We start from the raw sequence: 18,196 nt of genomic DNA, 5'->3' as shown, positions 1-18,196 counted from the left end.
AGGATCAGCCGGCCGCGGTGGGCGAGGGTGTCGCGCTGCCGCCCTGCGGCGCCTCGGCCGTCATCAGCCGGACGATCTCGGTCCGGTCCGTCGCCGACGGCAGGCCCCATCCCGGCCGGTATCCGTACACCTCGCGCAATGGGGTGGAGGCGGTCCGGCCGTCGAGGATCTCCACCGTGTCGGTGTCGATCAGCCCGGGGTGTTCCATCCCGCACGCCTCGGCGACCTTGAGCAGGTCACGCCGGAGCGTACGAATGTAGTTGGCGGCCCGCGCGGCCTTGAGGGTCGGGTCGAGGCCGCGAGTGAGCCACGGGTTCTGGGTGGCGACGCCGGTGGGGCAGGTGTCGGTGTGGCACTTCTGCGCCTGGATGCAGCCGATCGACAGCATCGCCTCCCGTCCGACGTTGACCATGTCGCAGCCGAGCGCGAACGCGACGACCGCGTTGTCCGGCAGGCCGAGCTTGCCGGCGCCGATGAAGACCGTCTGCTCGTGCAGGTCCTTCTCCGCGAAGGTCCGGTAGACCCGGGTGAAGCCCTGTTGGAACGGCAGCGACACCGAGTCGGTGAAGATCAGCGGCGCGGCGCCGGTGCCGCCCTCGCCACCGTCGATGTTCACGAAGTCCACGCCCCGTCCGGTGTCGCGCATCAGCGTGGTCAGCTCGTCCCAGAACCCGAGGTCGCCGACGGCGGACTTGATGCCGACCGGCAGTCCGGTCTCGGCGGCGAGCAGTTCCACCCAGTCGAGCAGGCTGTCGCAGTCGGAGAACTCGGCGTGCCGGGACGGGCTGACGCAGTCCTGACCGGGTGCGATGCCTCGGGTCGCCGCGATCTCCGCCGACACCTTCGCCGCCGGCAGCAGACCGCCGAGGCTCGGTTTCGCGCCCTGGCTCAGCTTGATCTCCAGCGCCCGTACCGGCGCCCCGGCGATGAGGTCCTTCAGCCGTGCCAGGCTGAATCGCCCGCGCTCGTCGCGGCACCCGAAGTACGCGGTGCCGATCTGGAACACCAGCTCCCCGCCGTTGCGGTGGTACGGCGACAGCCCACCCTCGCCGGTGTTCTGCAGGCAGCCGGCCAGCGCGGCGCCCCGGTTGAGCGCCTCCACCGCCCGGCCGGAGAGCGAGCCGAAGCTCATCCCGGAGATGTTGACCACGGAGCCGGGCCGGAACGCCAGCGGTCGTCCCCGGGCCGCGCCGAGCACCTTGGCGCAGGGCAGTTCCACCTCGTGGCCGGCGGTCGGCGACGACGGCGGCACGGCACGTCCGAACGTGCGGTGCTTGATGATCGGATACCCCGGCGTGTACTCGATGTCGTTGTCGGTGCCGAAGCCGAAGTAGTTGTTCTCCTTCTTGGCCGAGGCGTAGATCCAGCGCCGCTGGTCCCGGGTGAACGGCCGCTCCTCGTTGTTGCCGGCCACGATGTACTGCCGCAGCTCCGGCCCGATCGCCTCGAGCAGGTAGCGGGCCCGTCCGATGACCGGGAAGTTGCGCAGCAGCGCGTGGTCGCGCTGCAGCAGGTCGCGGGCGGCGAGGGCGGCGACGGCGGCGGAGATGACGGGTACGGCGCGGCTGGCCCACTTCATGCCCGCCACTCTTTCCGCAAGCCGCGCCGCCGAAACGCCCGCGCCTCGCCGAGGGTTCGGGTCAGGCTGGGGTGAGGAGGCAGAACTCGTTGCCTTCCGGGTCGGCGAGGACCCTCCAGGTGACATGGCTGTCGGCCAGATCAATGGCGGTGGCGCCGAGAGTCCGCAGTCTGGCCGCCTCGGCCTCCGGATCGTCACCCGGGTAGGGGCGGACGTCGAGGTGGACGCGGTTCCACACGGTCTTCGCGTCGGGTGTGCGAACGAACCGGAGATATGGGCCGGCGCCCTTGGCGGAGCGCAGCACGGCCTGGTCGTCGCTCACCTCGTGCACGGTCCAGTCCATGGCCTCGCCCCAGAAGCGGGCCATGGCTCGCGGATCCGCGCAGTCGACCACCACCGCGGCGATCGGTCCGGTGTCCCGGTAGAGCGGTCGGGGGTCCAGCACGCAGAACTCGTTGCCCTCCGGGTCGGCCATGACCGTCCATGGGACGTCACCCTGGCCTACGTCGGCGGGTGTCGCGCCGAGCTCCTTCAGGCGCGTGACCACCTCCGCCTGATGGGCCGCCGAGGTGGTGGCGAGGTCGACGTGCACGCGGTTCTTCACCGTCTTGGGTTCCGGGGAGATGACGAGATCGATGCAGACAGCGACGGGGTCGGGGTAGACGAAGCCCTCGGGTTCGAGGTTGGTCACGCCGGGTTCCTCGCTGGAGATTCCCCAGCCGAGCACCTCCGCCCAGAAACCGCCCAGCGCGGCGTCGTCCCGGGCCTTCATGTTGATTTGAACGAGCCGCGTTGCCATGCGGGCGATGCTAGACGGTCTCAGCGGCCCGGGTTGAACCAGGCGCAGCCGGCCGTGCTGGATCAGGCCTGAAACGGTCATCAAGGGAGAGTTGTCGGATCCGCACCCCGCCGCGTGGTTGGCGACGCCTGCTCGTTGAGCCATGTCTGTAGCTCGTGGTGACGGAACTGTACGGCGAGGTTCACCAGCCGGAGCAACCCGGCTTCGTGCGCCCAGTCCAGGAACTTGTTCAGCCCATGGGGTAGGTCTCCCTTGGCAGCGGCCGCCCAGCTGCCCGCCACCTGCGGCGGCCAAGGCGAGTCGGCGGTGAAGAGAACGGCTGCGGCTGCCCCCAGGAGGGCGCCGCACGCGGCGGCCGTCCCGCCGCCGACCCCGACGACCAGGACCGCGCCGAGTCCCATTCCGACAACGAGCCCTACCGCCGTGCCGGTCACCAGATAGAAGTTGCGTATCTGCGATAGAACCTGGCTCGGACGCTCGGGCGCCCCGCGTGGGCTGCCCCGCTCGGACCCTAGTCCGACCGCGAACGCGGCGCCGATCGTCAAACCGACGAGGACGCCGAAGGCCGGACGGACGCGCAGCCCGCTGACGGCCCATGCAGTGGTGCCGACGAGCAGGCCCAGTAGACCGCGGGTGATGAGGGCGCGCCGTTCCGACGGCGTGCGCAGCCGGCCGAAGCTGAAGCGGCGCAGCGCGGTCTCGGGGTGCGAACTGCGCCAGCCGGTCAGGATCACCGCGCACACGGTCAGCGTTCGCAACGTGCCCCCGGCGAACTTCTGCGGGGCCGCATCGGCGTACAGGTGCACTGCACCGAGCATGCAGGTGGCGACGACCGCCATGTTCGCAACGGTGACCGCAAGCATCGGCCACCCCGGCACGATGCCAGAGGACAGCGTGTGCAGGGGCAGGTCCGTTCCAGACTGCCCGCTCACGCGCTGCTGCCGCAGGCGGCGCGACAGTGTGGATAGCCAGTGTTGAACGTGTGAGGCATCCATAGCGGCCGGTGGCTTGGTAGCGCTCAGCGTGGCAGGGATGAGCCGAGCGAAGAGATGGTGATCCAGCGAGCCGTCGATCTGCCGCAGATCCGCAGGCCGCGAGGTGGGGTCCTGGTAGGCGCGAATAGCGAGGAAGAGGCGAAGCGGCGATCGGAGGGCGGTGGCGAGGCGTCCGTCCGGATCGGCACGCATGCTGCCGATGAGTTCGGCCCAGCGGCTCTCCAATACCTTCGAGTTGCCGTGCGCCGGGAAGCGTCGCGTCAGATACGCCGCCACTTCGGCGATCGTCAGCGGTTCGAGAAGCACCACGGAGGCGTCCTGCATGGTGACCCGCTCGCCGAGCGGGGTGACCACCGATCGCAGCTCTTCGTACCGAGCGCGTCGGCAGGCGACCACGACCGGTTCGATTCCATGGTCTACCTGGCAGTTCAGGGCTCGCACCACGAGCGCCGCTCGCGTGGCCGGCTCCCTGTCGGCGTCCATCTCGTCCAGGCCGTCGAGAACCGGCAGGATCATGCCGGCTTCCACCATGGCCGCGATCAGGGCTGGGGGCTCGTCGGCGGCGGCCGCGACCTGGTTGACCAGCCATCGCCGCAGGCGGTCGTGTGACGCCAGGTCGCTCTGCTGGTCGGCTCCCGGCCCGGGGTCGAAGGTGGGCAGGCTCAGCCGAACCGGGACGCGCTGGTACGTCGACGCCGACGCGTCTCCCCCCGCTGCACGTGCCTTCAACAGTCCAAGTACCAGTACGGCGAGCGCCACGCTCTTGCCGGACCCCGGTTCTCCGAGCACCACCAGGCGTCCACGGTCGAGGTGCTGGTAGTACGAGGCGATGTCGCGGACCGAGCCGCGGCGCTGCCCACCGTCCGTGCGGGCCGGCACGGTCTTCCATTGGCCGGAGCGGAGGTTCGCCGGCTGCAGCTCGCCGCTTTCCAGCAGCGCGCGCCGCAGTAGTTCGGTCTCCTGCCTGGCGGACCATGCGCTCAACCGGCGCTGGGCCGCGGCGAGCACGGCGGGGTCTCCGACGGCGGGCCTGGCGACCGACCCGACGACCGCCGTGAGGAGGCTGACTGCCGCCAACGGAAGAGCGAGCACATTGGCGATCTCGGCGCCGCGTGTTCCCGTGGCGAGCATCCACCAGGTGAAGGACAGGAGGGCGAGGAGGAGCGCCGCCGTTACGATCCGCGCAGTGGTCGGTGTCCACGCTCTGGGGGAACGGGGCATCTACAGCACCACGCGGTGCACGATCTCCGCGCCGGAGCCCGTGAGGTCGATGGCGTCGTACGCCCGGAGGGCCGTGCCGCGGAGGTAGAGAACGGTGAGTTGGAATGGGCCCGGGTGGGTGTCCGATTCTCCGGCGGGTAGGCCTGTCGACCCGAGAGTCAGGTAGGTGCTGCCGTGTCCCAGCTCCCGCGCGGACTGCGTGGCGGCAGCGCCTCGCAGGATCAACGGCACGTGTCCGGCGAGCCGTTCGGCGGTGGCGTCGTCGGGTACGAGGGCGATGGCGACGGCGCGACCGGACTGGTGCTGGTACGCCGATACCGTCAGTGCCGGGTCCTGTCTCGGTGACGTGCCGCACCGGCCGATGCCAAGGCCGTGCACGGTCAGAGCCGCACTGTGGGCGGCAATCGCCGGCCCGTCGCCGTCCGTCACACCGTTCACCGATTCCCAACGGATCGGACGGTAATCGGTCAGCTGGGCGGCATCGGGTTTGTCCCCCTGCAAGACGGCGCCCGACGCGTCCACCACGAAGTCTGCGCCGTAGATGTCGGCCACCAAGGCGCTGAGGGCGTCGGCGTAGGGGTCCGACATCGATCCGTTGACGAACAGGACCCTGGTCAGTGGATGGCTGTCCTGGTACGGGAGCATCGTGTCGGCGTGACTGTTGAGCTCGAGGACGGCCCGGAGCAGCGTGTGCAGGTCGTCGTCGTCCAGCGCACCCTCTTCCGTGAGGGTCCGCGTGTCTCCGATGACCGACGGAAGGTTCGCCGCGAAACCCGTGAGCCGCGGCTCCTGGAGGGCCTGCGGCCGCAAGGTTGCCATCACGGACCCTGATACCAGCAGCACGGATGTCAACGTGAGGGCCAGAGCGGTGGCGACCCGGTTGGGCCTGCGGAAGACGAGGACGGTAACGATCCCCGCGCCGAGGACAGCGGCAGCACTGGTTCGTATCCCCAGCCGGGCCAGAGCCTGCCAGAATTCGGCCTTACCGTCGGTGAACGACTGTTCGAACCGGCCCTGCTCGATCAGGTCGTACAGCTGTTGAGCGTTGGTGCTCACGACGCGTGCCCGCAGCCTCAACGGGCCCTTGTGGGTGTCCATCTCGGCCGAGCCGAATGGTGGAAATTCGAGCGTGGAGGAGCCGCTCAGCCCGACGTCCGCGGTCAGTTCGAATCGCACCGGGCCGATCTGAGTTTCCTCGTAGCCGGCGAGCGCGACACCCAGATAGGCGCCGGCCAGCCCTGCGGCGGCGATCCGAAGTGCCCGCGCGAGCCGGTTCAGCGCCCGCCCTTTCAGCTAGCTGACCATGGCCGAGTCCAGAATGCGGCGTCTCCCTGAGCGCCTCATGAACCTCGCCTCGCCACACTTCGGTCTGTTCCGGCCCTGCCGTCGACAGGGCAACGGATGATTCCTGTCGGGCTCACCCGCAGCGTGGCCACGACCCGCCGACCAACGGACAGGGCTGAGCACCGGTCTTGTCAGGCGCCGACATGACGCGCGCCGAACACCTCCTTCGCCCGGCAGCGACCGCACTCAGGAAAGAAAGGCATGCGACATTGGCGATTGCCGAATTGATCCGGCTCTGTTCGTCGTTGCCAAACTATCCTGCCGCCGCGACCGCGGACCAGTCCTCCGAGAGGGCTACGTGGGTTTCCTACCGGCCGATCCAGGACGACCGATCGGGACGGACCTGTGGGCCAGCCAGGGGGTGGTGTGTCAGAGCACGGCGAGCCGGTCAACCAGCAGTTCCACCCTTGCTTCGGTGTCCTCCGGCGGCAGCCGTCCCACCCGGGTCAGGGTCGCCAGCCCGTGCAGGGCGGCCCAGAACACCTCGGTGAACAGCGCCGGGTGGACGCCGTCGCCGGCGACCTCTCCGAGGCTTTCGAGCAGGGCGGCGAAGGCGTCCTTCAGGGGTTCTGGGGTGTCCGCCTTCGCGAACGCCAGGCCGCCGTCGAGCTGGAACATGGCGTCGTAGACCGCCGGGTTGCGTGCGGCGTAGTCGAGGTAGGCGCGGGCGAGGGCGGTGACTCGGGCACGGGGGCCGTCCGCGGCGGAGGCCGCGGTCCGCACCGCCGCGGCCATCTCGGCGGCGCCTTCGAGGGCGACGGCGCCGATGATCTCGCGCTTGCCGCGGAAGTGGCTGTAGAGGACGGGCTGGCTGTATTCGATGCGCTCGGCGAGGCGGCGGGTGGTGACCGCGTCCCAGCCCTGCTGCTCGGCGAGTTCGCGGGCCGTCGCCAGGATGAGGCGTTCGCGGTGCGCCCGTTCGCGCTCCTTGCGTTCCTGTACCGACATGACGTGATCCTAGCACCGCTAGACAACCGAGCGGGGGCAGAGTTAGTGTCGCAACATCTTCTATCAATGCTAAACCTCAGGGAGGGGCGTCATGTTCAACGCACTCGAGGTGTTCACCATCGTGGTCGTCGGCGTGATGGTGGGGGTGGAGTTCTCCGTCGTCTTCGTCATCAACCCGATCCTCACCGCACTTCCCGATGACAGTGGCCAACTCGGCCGCGCCCACGGGGGCCGGATGCTCGGCGCGGTGATGCCGGTCTGGTACATCACGTCGCTCGTCCTCGTCGCGGTCTGGGCCGTCGCCCGATGGGGCCACCACGGCAACGGCCTCACCGTCACCGCCGGTGCGCTGCTGATCGTCAGCGTGATCATGTCGATCCTGCTGCTCGTCCCGATCAACAACCGGGGCAAGACGTGGACCCCGGACAACCGGCCCGCCGACTGGAAGCAGCAGATGAACCGCTGGGACCGCCTCCACTACGTCCGCGTCGCGGTCATCATCGCCGCCTTCGCCCTGCTGGTCGCCGCCCTTGTCTGACCCCGCGCGAGGTGGGCTTTCCCGGGCCTCGTCGTAGCGGGTCGCGATGACGGCCTTGATGGCGCGCCTGGGCAGGTGCCCGGTTGCCGCGGGGCGAGGGGCATGATGGGCGAGTGAAGATCACTCGGCTCATCACCCCCGAGGATGCGCCGGCCCTGGCCGAGCTGCTCCGCGTGAACCGTGAGTTCCTCGCGCCGTGGGAGCCGGTCCGGAGCGAGGACTACTTCACGGCGGGCGGCCAACACGCCGTCATCCGGGGCGATCTCCAGCAGTACGAGCTGGGGTCGAAGCTGCCCCACGTCATCCTCGACGACGTCGGCCGGGTGATCGGGCGCATCACGCTCAGCGGCATCGTGCGCGGCCCGTTCCAGTCCTGTGCGCTGGGCTACTGGGTGAGCGCGGGCCACAACGGCCGGGGCTTCGCCACGCGGGCCGTTGGCGAGATCGTGCGGGTGGCGTTCGAGGAGTTGGGCCTGCACCGGGTGCAGGCCGAGACCCTGCTGCACAACGGCGGATCGCAGTGGGTCCTCAGACGCAACGGGTTCGTGCCGTTCGGCATCGCGCCGGAGTATCTCCACATCGCCGGCCGATGGCAGGACCACGTCATGTATCAGGTGGTGCGGGCGGCGGCCGGCGGAGCCTAACTGGGTGGTCCGATCGGGTCGGGTCGGCGACCATGGTCGACATGGCGAGGGACCGGGCATGAGGTTGCCGCTTCAGGGCGGGCTGCCGCCGGTGGATACGGTGGCCGGCACCGTCGTGGAGATCGCCTGTGACGAATCGGGGTTCTCCGGCACCAATCTGCTTGACCCCGCCACGCCGGTGATCACCCACGCGAGTGTCGACCTGCGCGGTGAGGAGGCGGCCGCGCTGGTCGCGACGCTGCGGTCCGGTTTCCGGTTCTCGCCGAACGAGTTCAAGTCCCGGCAGTTCCTCCGCCGGCCCGAAGCGGGCGAGGTGCTGGAGTGGTTCCTGGCGGCGCTGCGCGGCCGGGCGCACGTTCACCTGGTCGACAAGCAATACTTCGTCGTCACCCGCGTCGTCGACCTGCTGCTGGCCGAGCCGTCGTACGCGGCCGGCACCCGGCTGACCCAGGAGAACCGTCCGGCCGCCCTCGCCCTGTATCGGGCTCGGGGTTCCGCCGGCGCCGACTGGACGGCCTTCCTCGCGGCCTTCGTCGAGATGTGCCGGCTCAAGCGGCGACACCGGCCGGATCAGCGGACCGTGGAAGGGTTCTTCCAGGCAAGGGATGCGCTGGTACGCCACGGGCTGGGCGCGCCGGCCGAGGACGTCCTGCACGGGCTCAGCCGGGACCGGGTGGGCAGCCTCCTGGCCAGGTTGAGCGACGACGACCGGTCCATTCCGCCGCCGCTGGAGCCGATGCTGCCGGCGTTGGCCGAGACCGTCCTGTTCTGGAGCGGCGGGAGCCGGCGGGTGCTGGTGACCCACGACGAGCAGAGCGCCCTCACGGCCGGGCGGCTGCGCCGCCTCCAGCGGGTGCTGGCCGGCCGCGCCGGGCCGTCGCCGCTGGCCGGCCTGGTGATGGTCGACTCCCGGGACGATCCGCGGGTCCAGGTGGCCGACCTGCTCGCCGGGGTGGCCCGGCGGCTGCCGGGGAGCGTCGACGACGGCCCACTCCAGCCGTTGCTCTCCCCGACCTCGCTGCGCGATTCGATCGGCGACGCCCTACCGACCTGACGGCCAGGCGGGGACGGGCCCATGGGACGCGTCGACGGCCAGGTCGGCGGGGGCCAGCCGGGATCAGTGCTGGACCTTTCCCCTGGGGTAGGGCTGAGCATCCTCGGTGTCGGCCACGGCCGGCATCAGCCGACCGGGGGTGACGGGTATGGCAGCGCCGACGACGGCGGCCGGAACTGGCGGCGCCGGCGGCGGGGGACGCAGGCTGGGCGCGTATCTGGTGGATCGGCGTCCACTGGCGATCGCCGCGTACCGGCGGCTGTGGGTGGCGTCGGTGATCGCCGGGGTGGGTGGTTCGTTCAGCGCGGTCGCGGTCCCTACGCAGCTGTTCTCGTTGACCGGCTCGTCCGCGACCGTCGGGGTCTCGGCGGCGGTGTCGCTGGTCGCGCTGGTGGTGTCGGCGTTGTGAGGGTGGGGTGCTGACCGTTCTCGCCGTGGCCGGCATCGTCCACCGGGTGCCGCAGCTGTGGCGGTACGACAGCTCGCAGCGGTCCGAGGGGGTGGCCCATCGGGTCAAACGGCCTCGAAATGGTGGGACAGGACCAGCGCCGTGGTGACCGCCAGGTCGTGATCGAGGAGCTCGTCCCGAGGGACGAAGACCATCGCGCGTCCCTCGCCCAGCACCACGTCCTTTTGCCGCGCGGTGGTGGTGCCGCGGAAGACGTGGACCGTCACGGTGTGCGGGAAGCCCTCCTCGTACGGGCGCGGGCCACTCCACACCGGATGCAGCTCACCGGCGGTCAGGCCGGTCTCCTCCAGCAGCTCGCGGCGGGCGGCCTCCTCGGGCGTCTCGCCGGGCTCGAGGTGGCCGCCGGGCAGGCTCCACTGGTTCGGCGAGACGGCCGCGTTCCCGTCCCGGTGCTGCATGAGCAGCGCGCCCGAGGGATCGACGAGCAGCACGAGTGCGACTTCATAGGTGGCCATCGCGAGAGCATGCCATGCCGGGTGCGCGCGGAGGGGCCCTCGGTGGGCTGACGGTCAGGGTCCCAGCAGGGCGAGTTGGTGCCGGACGGCGGTGGTGATCCGGCGGTGCTCGCCGGTGGCGAGCAGGTCGAGCAGCGCGCCCCGGAGCACCGCCAGCGCCAGGGTACGGCGGGTGGCGCCCTCCTGGCTGTCCCGCTCGGGCTGCGGCTGGCACGCGGCCAGGACGGCGAGCCAGTCGTGCACGGTCGCCCGGGCGAAGCCGGCCCACGCGCCGTCGGGCTCGACCAGGGACCGGCCGTACGCCTCGACCCAGAGTCGCAGCAGCGGCCGGTGCTCGTCGACGGCCAGCCACGCCCAGACCCGGTCGGCGGCCGGGACCAGGCCGATGGGCTCCTGGCCGGCCTGACCGAGGCGGTCCAGGATGGCCAGCTCGTCGGTGCGCGCCCGGGCCAGCAGTGCGCGTACCAGGCCGTCCTTGTTGCCGAACAGGAACATCAGCACCCGGGGACTGGAGCCGATGGCGGTGGCCAGCGGGCGCAGTGACAGGTCGGCGAGGCCGTGGTCGAGCACGTACTGGTAGGCGGCCTCCAGCAGCTCGACCTGCCGCGCCGACGGGGTGGTGCGGTCCGGGGACATGGCGGTAGCGTACCGCTACTGAAACAGTCGTGTCAGTCGCATGAGGGGGCAACCCATGACACAGCAGGATCCCCAGCCGCGGGTCGTGGTGCGCCGGGCCGACCGTCCCGGTGACCTGGGCTGGGTGGTGATGGCCCACGGTGAGGTCTACGACCGGCAGTTCGGCTGGGATATTGAACTCGAGGCGTTGGTGGCCCGGATCGTGGCCGACTACGCCGCCGACCACGACCCGGCCACGGAGGCGGCCTGGATCGCTGAGGTCGACGGCGAACGGGCAGGCTGCGTGTTCTGCGTCGCCGGCGACGTACCCGGGCTGGCCAAGCTGCGGATCCTGCTGGTCACGCCGGCCGCGCGCGGCCTCGGCGTGGGCACCCGGCTGGTCGGGACCTGCCTCGGCTTCGCCCGCGACGTCGGCTACCGGCAGGTCACGTTGTGGACCAACGACGTGCTGGTGTCGGCCCGCCGGATCTACCAGGCCTTCGGGTTCGTCCTCGTCGACGAGGAGCCGCACCACAGCTTCGGCCACGACCTGGTCGGCCAGCACTGGACCCTCGACCTGGGGGAGGCTCCGGTCGGCGCCCCCGACGCGGCGGCCAGGCCGTGAGGGGTCGCGCATTCTCGGTGGCACCCAACCGAGCGAGTCACTAGCCTCGCCCGAATGCCGGTACGCCCCCATCCTGAGGACCCCGCCGACTCGCTGCTCGTCGCCGACGACGGCACGGCGTTGGCCCGCCTGCGGCTGCGCGACGACGCCGGGACGCGCGTGGCGGCCGACCTGCGGCCGCTGCCCGGAGCGGCCCCGGCCCACGTCGCCGAGCAGGCCCGCCGTGACCTCGCCGGGTGCCGGCTGGAGACGCCCGACGACGCGGTGGTGGGCGCGCTGGTGGCCGGCGGTCTCACCCGGCGCCGGGCCGCGACCGACCTGCGTCACAATCTGGCCGGGCTGCCGGCGCCGGTGGCACTGCCCTCCGGTTGGTCGCTGGGCAGCCCCGGTTGGGACGACGAGCTGGCCGAAGGGCTGGCGGCGGCGTACGGGCCGGGGCACCCCGACGGGCCGTGGACGGCCGGCGACACCGCGGAGGTACGCGGGATGTTCGACACCGGTGAGCCGGTGCCGCCGCTGCTGCCCGCCTCGGCCCGCCTGGTCGATCCGGACGGGCGCAGCGCCGGCCACGTGCTGTGCGCCGGGCCGGTGCCGTGGACCGAGGACGTCTGCGCCTGGGTGCTGAACCTGGCGGTGGCGCCGCCCGCCCAGGGCCGCGGCTTCGGCCGGGCGCTGCTCGTCCACGCGCTGCACGGCGCCCGCGCCGCCGGTCTGCCGGCGGTCGGCCTGTCGGTGGCCGACGGCAATCCGGCCCGCCGGATGTACGACGCGGCCGGGTTCCGCCCGTACGCCCGGGTGCTGTCGGTGCTGCTGCCGGCGGCCGATCCGCCGGTCGCGGTGCCGGTTGCGGGCCGCCGATGACCCAGGGCGGCCCGCCCGAGCCGGCGGTGTCGCGGTAGAGCGCGTCGTACTCGTCGCGGACGGCCTCGGCGGCGGATGCGGCCACGGCACACCCCCTCAACGCGGGTAGGAGGCACTCCTACGCCGCCGGCGACGGCTGATCAGTCGAGGCAGAACTCGTTGCCCTCGGGGTCGGCCAGGACGATGTGACCGGCGCCGAGCGGCGGTGCGGGCTCGTGGCGCTCGAGGCGGGTGGCGCCGTGGGCGACGAGCCGGGCGGCCTCCGCCTCCAGGGCCGCCATCCGCGCGTCGCCGCTGAGCCCGGGAGCGGCCCGCACATCGAGGTGCACCCGGTTCTTGGCCTGCTTGCCCTCCGGCACCCGCTGGAAGAACAGTCGGGGCCCGGCGCCGTCCGGGTCGACCACGGCCGAGGCGTCGTTGCGGCGCTCGGGCGGCACGCCCATCGCCGCCAGTGCCTGCTCCCACGACTCGAAGCCGGCGGGCGGGTCCTGCAGCCGGTAGCCGAGGGCCTCGGCCCAGAACGTCGCCAGCCCCGCGGGGTCGGCGCAGTCGAAGGTGATCTGGATGTCGCGGGCCATCTCAGCGCGCCTCCTGTTGGTCGGGTCGGTCATGGCTCCCAGTCTCCCGGAAATCGCGGACAGGATCGTTCCGTGATCTGTGGAACGATGAGCGCGTGAGCGTCGAGGCGACGACCGAGCGGGTGCTGCGCCTGCTGGCCCTGCTGCAGCGGCGGGCGTCCTGGACCGCCGCCGAGCTCGCCGCCGAGCTGAGGGTCACCGACCGCTCGGTGCGTCGCGACGTGGAGCGGCTGCGCGCCCTCGGCTACCCGGTGCACGCGACGGCGGGGGTCGGCGGTGGCTACCAGCTCGGCGCGGGCACCCGGCTACCGCCGTTGCTCCTCGACGACGAGGAGGCGATCGCGACGGCGATTTCCCTGCGCCTGGCCTCCGGAGGCACGGTCGCGGGGGCGGGCGAGGCGGCGCTGCGGGCGCTGGCGAAGCTCGACCAGGTGATGCCGTCCCGGCTGCGCGCCGAGGTGCGCGCGGTGCACGGCGCGACCGACACCCTCATCGGCCCCGGGGTCGAGATCGACCCGGAGCTGCTGGTGACTCTCGCGCGGGCGTGCCGCGACGCCGTACGGGTGCGCTTCCGGTACGGCGGCCGCGACGGCGGGCAGGGCGAGCGCACGGTCGAGCCGGTGCGGATGGTCACCACCGGCCGCCGGTGGTACCTGATGGCCTGGGACGTCGACCGCGGCGACTGGCGCACCTTCCGGCTGGACCGGATGCGTGCGGTGGCGGCGACGACCTGGCGCTTCCGGGCGCGGGAGCATCCCGACCCGGTCGCCTACGTGCAGCGGTCCGTGACCGAGGCGTCGTACCGGTATCTCGCCCGGGTGCGGGTGCACGCCCGGCCCGACCGGGTGCGGGAGCTGGTGCCGCTCCAGGTGGGGCGCGTCGAGGACGACCGCGACGGGTGGTGCGTGCTCGTCGTCGGCGGGGACAACCTGGACTGGCTCGTCGTGCAGGTGGCCCGGCTGGGCTTCGAGGCGCAGGTGCTGGAGCCGCCGGAGCTGCGGGAGGCCGCCGCCCGGCTCGCCCGCCGCCTCGAGGCGATGGCCGGTACCCGCTGACGGCCGTGGCGCTGCCGGGAACCCGCCGCCGACGCGGCCGCCGACCGGTGGTGGCCCCGGCCGGGACGCGCGGGACGGACGTCGCGTCGCAAGGGTCGTACCATGCCGGCCATGACCCGCTCCGGTCCGATTCCGCCGCCCGCCGCACCGCTCACCGACGGCGCGGTCAGCCTGCGTCGGCGCCGGGCGTCCGACCTCGACGCGATCGGCGCGGCCAGCCACGACCCGGAGGCCCGCCGCTGGCTGGACGACGAGCCGATGGACGCCGAGGCCCGCCGCACCAGCCTGGCCCGGGCCGCGGAGGCGTGGCGCAGCGGACGGGCCGCGCCGCTGGTGATCGCGGACGCGGTGACCGACGAGCCGGTCGGGATGATCAACCTCCAGTTCCGCGACGACGCGGTGGCCACCGTCGCCTACGGCGTGTTCCCGGCGCAGCGCGGCCGGGGCGTGGCGCCGCGCGCGGTCCGGCTGCTGGTCGGCTGGGCGCGGACCGAGCTGCGGGTACGGCAGGTGCTCCTCGAAGCGGACGAGGAGAACCTCGCCTCGATCCGGGTCGCCGAGAAGTCGGGCTTCCGGCGGATCGGCTCCCGCACCGAGCCGGCCGGGGACGGCGGTGTGCGTACCGTGGCCGTCTTCGGTCTCGACGCACCCCGGTCCTAACCGGACCTGACGGCCGGGCGGCGGCGCACGGCGCGCAGCATGCGGCCGACCAGCACACGGTGGCCGCCGGAGCCGATCACCAGCAGGCGGTAGAGCCGGCCGGGCAGGCCCGGGAAGGCGGCGTCCGTGCGGGCGCTGAGCAGCGTGCCGCCGGCCTGCGGCGTCAGGGTGAAGATCAGCGAGTAGCGGGAGAACCGGTGCCGGCCGGTGAGGCGGAGCCGCCGTCCGGGCACCGCCTCGGCGACCGCGAAGCCGGGCAGGGTGGCGCCCGGCTCGAAGAGGGTGCCGCGGGCGCGCCGCGGCTCGGTGCCGAGCAGGTGGGCCAGGGCGGCGCCGCCGGTGCCGGCACCGGGCACCAGCCCGGTGAGCGCCTGCCACACGGCGGGTGCGGGAGCCGGGACGAGGACCCGGTGTTCGTCGACGAACGGCAGCGCGTCGCGGTATGGCATGGTCATGCGATCGCCCCCTCAGCCGCCTCCAGGATGCGGCGAGGCGGGGGTCGCCGGGATCCCCCGCGTCGGGGAGGCGCTGCCTCGGACGGGGGAGAGGTAGGGCCGGCACGTCCCGGCAGGCGGGCAGGGTGGCCGGTCGGGTGAGTCGTTCGCGACATCAGCTCGACAGCGTGCCGCAACCGGCACCCCCGTCCGGCGCTGCCCGCCGGGTACGGGCGGCGACGGTTCACCGCTTGCGGGCGTCCAGGAGTTCGTTGAGGTGCAGGGCGGTGGTGATCAGGGCCAGGTGGCTGAACGCCTGGGGGAAGTTGCCGATCTGTTCGCCGGTGAGGGCGATCTCCTCGGCGTAGAGGCGCAGGTTGCTGCTGAAGGTGAACATCTTCTCGAAGGTGAGGCGGGCGTCGTCGAGCCGGCCGGCGCCGGCCAGGGCCGAGACGTACCAGAACGTGCACATGTTGAAGGTGCCCTCGTCGCCGGGCAGGCCGTCGGGCGCGGCGGCCGGGTCGTAGCGGTGGACCAGGCTGTCGGAGACCAGGTCGTCCTCGATGGCCTCCAGGGTGGAGCGCCACAGCGGATCGGTGGGCGTGACAAAGCCGACGGCCGGCATGATGAGCAGCGAGGCGTCGAGCACCGGCTCGCCGTAGCTCTGCACAAAGGAGCGGCGGCCCAGGTGGTAGCCGCGCTCCATGATCTGGTTGTAGATCGTGTCGCGTTGCTGGATCCAGCGGTTGATGTCGCCCGGCCGGCCGTGCCGGTTGGCCAGGCGGATCGCCCGATCGAAGGCGACCCAGGACATCAGCCGGCCGTAGGTGTAGTTGCGGGGGTGGTGGCGGCTCTCCCAGATGCCCGCGTCGGGTTGGTCCCAGTTGTGGCAGAGCCAGTCGACGAGCCGGACGGTGCTGCGCCAGACCTGGTGCGACGGCCGGATGCCCTGCTCGTCGGCGAGGTGCATGGCGTACAGGGCCTCGCCGTGGATGTCGAGTTGCAACTGGTCGGCCGCGCCGTTGCCGATCCGCACCGGCCCGGAGCCGCGGTAGCCCTCGAAGTGGTCGAGGATCTCCTCGTGCAGGTCGGACGAGCCGTCGACCCGGTACATGATCTTCAGCGGGGCGGCGTTGTCGCCGGCCTCGCGGACCCGCTCGTCGAGCCAGTTCACGTACCGGCTGGCCTCGTCGGTGAAGCCGAGGCCCAGCAGGGCGTGCACCGAGAAGGACGTGTCCCGGATCCAGGTGTAGCGGTAGTCCCAGTTGCGGGTGCCGCCGATCTGCTCCGGCAGGGCGGCGGTCGGCGCGGCGATCATCGCGCCGGTCGGGGCGTACGTCATCAACTTCAGGGTGATCGCGGACCGTTCCACCATCTCCCGCCAGCGCCCCCCGTACGTCGAGCGGTCGAGCCAGCGGCGCCAGAACTCGATGTTCCGCTCGAACATCGCGGCGATCTCCTCGCCGGGGATGAAGCGCGGCGGCCGGAGGGAGCCGGTCTCCAGGACGATGCCGCCGGTCTCGCCCTCCTGCAGGGTGACCCGGCCGACCAGGTCGTGCCCGTCGTTGTCGACGTCCCGCTCGCGGATCAGTTTCGGGACCGGGTGGACCGGATTGAGCGTCAGGCTCAGTGCCGGGCTGCGGAAGACGTACCCCTCGGGGTGCACCTCCAGCTCATGCTGGTCCCGGCCGTAGTTGAACCGGGGCCGGCACTCCAGCTTGAAGCGCATGCTGCCGCGGATCATACGGACCATCCGCACCAGGCGGTGCTGATCGGTGGGCCGCTCACCGGCGACGGGCATGTAGTCGATGATCTCCGCGACCCCGTCGGCGCTGATGAAACGGGTGATCAGGATCGGGGTGTCCGGCTGGTAGAGCTGCTTGGTGACGTACCGGACGTCGTCCGGGGCGATCCGGAAGAAGCCACCCTTCTCTCTGTCCAGCAGGGCGGCGAAGACGCTGGGTGAGTCGAAGCGTGGGGCGCAGAACCAGTCGATGGAGCCGTCGCACGTCACCAGGGCCGCGGTCTGCAGATCGCCGATGAGCCCGTGGTCCTCGATGGCGGGGTACCCGTCCACGCCAGCCTCCCCACGTCACCTGCCCTCGATCGGACGGTAGACGGGAGGGGCGGGCGCGGGGCGGTCACCGCGTGACGGTCACCCGGCCGGGGTAACCGCCGGACGCGAACCGGCGCCGCCCCGCCCCGGCGGTCAGGCATCGACCTCGATCACGTCGGCCGGCGCCCGGCGCGGCGCGGGTGGCAGCTCCTCGTCCGGCCCCCAGCCCACCCGGATCACCAGGTAGGGCTCGCCCACCCCGGCGAGCAGCTCGCGCATCATCCGGCGCGGCCAGGCCAGCTCGATGGCGTCGCTCAGCGGCGCGGTGGCCAGCCCCTCGGCCGTCGCGGTGAGCAGCAGCGCGGACAGCGCCTCGCCGCCGCGCAGCCAGGCCGCCGGGTCGTCCCGCTCACCGAAGAGGATCACGTACGCGGCGCCCCGGTCGAAGTTCGTCCCGGCGCTGAGCCCGGCCGCGCCACCCAGCGCGTGGTCGCGCACCGGCACCCGGCGCGGCGCGGGCCGCACGGTGGTGGCGGTGGGCACGCCGTCGCCGCTGTCCGCCGGCCGGTTGGTCCACCGGCGCAGCTCTTCGCGGTACGCCGGGTCGGCCAGCTCGGCGTCGGCGGCGCGGGCGGTGGAGACGGCCAGCATCGGCATCTGGTCGATCCGGACCACGTGCAGGTACGCCCCCTCCGCCTCGACGGCGGTGCGCAGCCGGCTCAGCAGCGACGCCGGTACCGGCCGGTCGCCGTACGCACGCCGGTCGGTGCGGCGGCGGGGGATGGCGTCGACCAGCCGGCCGGCGGCGACATCCAGGTCGGCCGGGCCGGTGGTACGCAGCCGGGCCAGCAACTCGGGGTCGTCCGGGTCGGGGAACCGGTCGACGGTCACGCCCCAGCCGGCGGCCACCAGCGACAGCCGGGCGTGGTGCAGGGCCGCCCCGCAGCTCAGGGTCAGCAGCCGCCCGTCCGGGTCGGTGGTGGCGAGCCGCCGCTGCGGGTCGACGCGCAGCTCCAGCGCGTCGGTGGTGACCCGCCAGCGCCAGGGCTGGGTGTTGAACACCGACGGCGCGTGCAGCGACTGCCGGGCCGCCGCCTCCAGCACCCGTACCGTGGCGGTCTGCTCCGTCCGGGTTGATGGCTGGGTCATGGTGCCGCCTCCTCGTTGCTCGTCCCCTTCCGACCCTGCCCGCCGGGCGCGGCGGCGCACAGGGCCGGAGGGCCCGGGCGGCGGGGCCGCCAGACCCGGGAGCCGGCGCCGGGTGTT

At 72.3% G+C, this 18,196-nt stretch carries 19 protein-coding genes; 8 read left to right on the top strand and 11 right to left on the bottom strand.

Features of this window, described 5'->3' with window-relative positions:
* Positions 1-4 precede the first annotated feature (4 nt).
* The 5 genes from EFE23_RS14900 to EFE23_RS14880 form a co-directional block, all read right to left on the bottom strand.
* Positions 5-1,579, bottom strand: a complete 1,575-nt coding sequence (locus tag EFE23_RS14900) for an FMN-binding glutamate synthase family protein (protein WP_123241531.1) — start codon at positions 1,577-1,579, stop codon at positions 5-7.
* Between the two features lie 61 nt (positions 1,580-1,640).
* Positions 1,641-2,378, bottom strand: a complete 738-nt coding sequence (locus EFE23_RS14895) for a VOC family protein (RefSeq protein WP_123241530.1) — start codon at positions 2,376-2,378, stop codon at positions 1,641-1,643.
* Positions 2,379-2,458: 80 nt separating this feature from the next.
* Positions 2,459-4,594, bottom strand: a complete 2,136-nt coding sequence (locus EFE23_RS14890) for an NACHT domain-containing protein (protein ID WP_123241529.1) — start codon at positions 4,592-4,594, stop codon at positions 2,459-2,461.
* Positions 4,595-5,770 carry a hypothetical protein gene (locus tag EFE23_RS14885; RefSeq protein ID WP_123241528.1) on the bottom strand — a complete coding sequence of 392 codons (1,176 nt, stop codon included), beginning with the start codon at positions 5,768-5,770 and terminating at the stop codon, positions 4,595-4,597.
* 537 nt (positions 5,771-6,307) lie between these two features.
* Positions 6,308-6,886: a TetR/AcrR family transcriptional regulator gene (locus EFE23_RS14880; RefSeq protein ID WP_123241527.1), complete on the bottom strand. Its 579-nt coding sequence runs from the start codon at positions 6,884-6,886 to the stop codon at positions 6,308-6,310.
* 91 nt (positions 6,887-6,977) lie between these two features.
* Here EFE23_RS14880 and EFE23_RS14875 point away from each other — a divergent pair, with 91 nt between their 5' ends.
* The 4 genes from EFE23_RS14875 to EFE23_RS14860 all read left to right on the top strand — a co-directional run bounded on the left by EFE23_RS14875 (position 6,978) and on the right by EFE23_RS14860 (position 9,531).
* The gene (locus EFE23_RS14875; RefSeq protein ID WP_123241526.1) at positions 6,978-7,424 is read left to right on the top strand and encodes an anthrone oxygenase family protein; all 447 of its coding nucleotides are present in this window, start codon (positions 6,978-6,980) and stop codon (positions 7,422-7,424) included.
* Between the two features lie 113 nt (positions 7,425-7,537).
* A complete protein-coding gene (locus EFE23_RS14870) occupies positions 7,538-8,068 on the top strand; it encodes a GNAT family N-acetyltransferase (RefSeq protein WP_123241525.1) in 531 nt (176 codons plus the stop codon).
* A 58-nt stretch (positions 8,069-8,126) separates the two neighbouring features.
* Positions 8,127-9,122 carry a hypothetical protein gene (locus tag EFE23_RS14865; RefSeq protein ID WP_123241524.1) on the top strand — a complete coding sequence of 332 codons (996 nt, stop codon included), beginning with the start codon at positions 8,127-8,129 and terminating at the stop codon, positions 9,120-9,122.
* A gap of 220 nt (positions 9,123-9,342) precedes the next feature.
* Complete coding sequence (locus EFE23_RS14860; RefSeq protein WP_123241523.1) at positions 9,343-9,531, top strand: hypothetical protein; 189 nt, start codon at positions 9,343-9,345, stop codon at positions 9,529-9,531.
* A gap of 104 nt (positions 9,532-9,635) precedes the next feature.
* On the opposite strand, the gene EFE23_RS14855 is transcribed toward EFE23_RS14860, so the two are convergent.
* Together EFE23_RS14855 and EFE23_RS14850 are read right to left on the bottom strand one after the other, a co-directional pair.
* Positions 9,636-10,046, bottom strand: a complete 411-nt coding sequence (locus EFE23_RS14855; protein WP_123241522.1) for an NUDIX hydrolase — start codon at positions 10,044-10,046, stop codon at positions 9,636-9,638.
* Between the two features lie 54 nt (positions 10,047-10,100).
* On the bottom strand, positions 10,101-10,682 hold the full coding sequence (locus EFE23_RS14850; RefSeq protein ID WP_123241521.1) for a TetR/AcrR family transcriptional regulator: 582 nt from the start codon (positions 10,680-10,682) through the stop codon (positions 10,101-10,103).
* A 55-nt stretch (positions 10,683-10,737) separates the two neighbouring features.
* On the opposite strand from EFE23_RS14850, the gene EFE23_RS14845 reads away from it, so the two are divergent.
* Together EFE23_RS14845 and EFE23_RS14840 are read left to right on the top strand one after the other, a co-directional pair.
* Complete coding sequence (locus EFE23_RS14845) at positions 10,738-11,286, top strand: GNAT family N-acetyltransferase (protein WP_123241520.1); 549 nt, start codon at positions 10,738-10,740, stop codon at positions 11,284-11,286.
* 54 nt (positions 11,287-11,340) lie between these two features.
* Positions 11,341-12,147, top strand: coding sequence for a GNAT family N-acetyltransferase (locus EFE23_RS14840; RefSeq protein ID WP_123241519.1), 807 nt, complete (start codon positions 11,341-11,343; stop codon positions 12,145-12,147).
* 140 nt (positions 12,148-12,287) lie between these two features.
* Here the strand turns inward: EFE23_RS14840 and EFE23_RS14835 are convergent, their stop codons facing one another.
* Positions 12,288-12,725 carry a VOC family protein gene (locus EFE23_RS14835; protein ID WP_123241518.1) on the bottom strand — a complete coding sequence of 146 codons (438 nt, stop codon included), beginning with the start codon at positions 12,723-12,725 and terminating at the stop codon, positions 12,288-12,290.
* Between the two features lie 95 nt (positions 12,726-12,820).
* Here EFE23_RS14835 and EFE23_RS14830 point away from each other — a divergent pair, with 95 nt between their 5' ends.
* The gene (locus tag EFE23_RS14830; RefSeq protein ID WP_123241517.1) at positions 12,821-13,780 is read left to right on the top strand and encodes a helix-turn-helix transcriptional regulator; all 960 of its coding nucleotides are present in this window, start codon (positions 12,821-12,823) and stop codon (positions 13,778-13,780) included.
* A 111-nt stretch (positions 13,781-13,891) separates the two neighbouring features.
* Positions 13,892-14,440 carry a GNAT family N-acetyltransferase gene (locus tag EFE23_RS14825; RefSeq protein WP_158675863.1) on the top strand — a complete coding sequence of 183 codons (549 nt, stop codon included), beginning with the start codon at positions 13,892-13,894 and terminating at the stop codon, positions 14,438-14,440.
* Here EFE23_RS14825 and EFE23_RS14820 read toward each other — a convergent pair.
* The 3 genes from EFE23_RS14820 to EFE23_RS14810 all read right to left on the bottom strand — a co-directional run bounded on the left by EFE23_RS14820 (position 14,437) and on the right by EFE23_RS14810 (position 18,079).
* Positions 14,437-14,895, bottom strand: a complete 459-nt coding sequence (locus EFE23_RS14820) for a hypothetical protein (RefSeq protein WP_123241515.1) — start codon at positions 14,893-14,895, stop codon at positions 14,437-14,439. The two genes, EFE23_RS14825 and EFE23_RS14820, sit on opposite strands and share 4 nt — an antisense overlap.
* A gap of 223 nt (positions 14,896-15,118) precedes the next feature.
* A complete protein-coding gene (locus EFE23_RS14815) occupies positions 15,119-16,951 on the bottom strand; it encodes a glycoside hydrolase family 15 protein (RefSeq protein ID WP_123241514.1) in 1,833 nt (610 codons plus the stop codon).
* Positions 16,952-17,083: 132 nt separating this feature from the next.
* Positions 17,084-18,079: an Acg family FMN-binding oxidoreductase gene (locus EFE23_RS14810; protein ID WP_123241513.1), complete on the bottom strand. Its 996-nt coding sequence runs from the start codon at positions 18,077-18,079 to the stop codon at positions 17,084-17,086.
* Between the last annotated feature and the right edge of the window lie 117 nt (positions 18,080-18,196).

The organism is Micromonospora solifontis (assembly GCF_003725545.1).
GTDB lineage: Bacteria > Actinomycetota > Actinomycetes > Mycobacteriales > Micromonosporaceae > Micromonospora > Micromonospora solifontis.
This window is presented reverse-complemented; position numbering and strand designations above follow the sequence as displayed.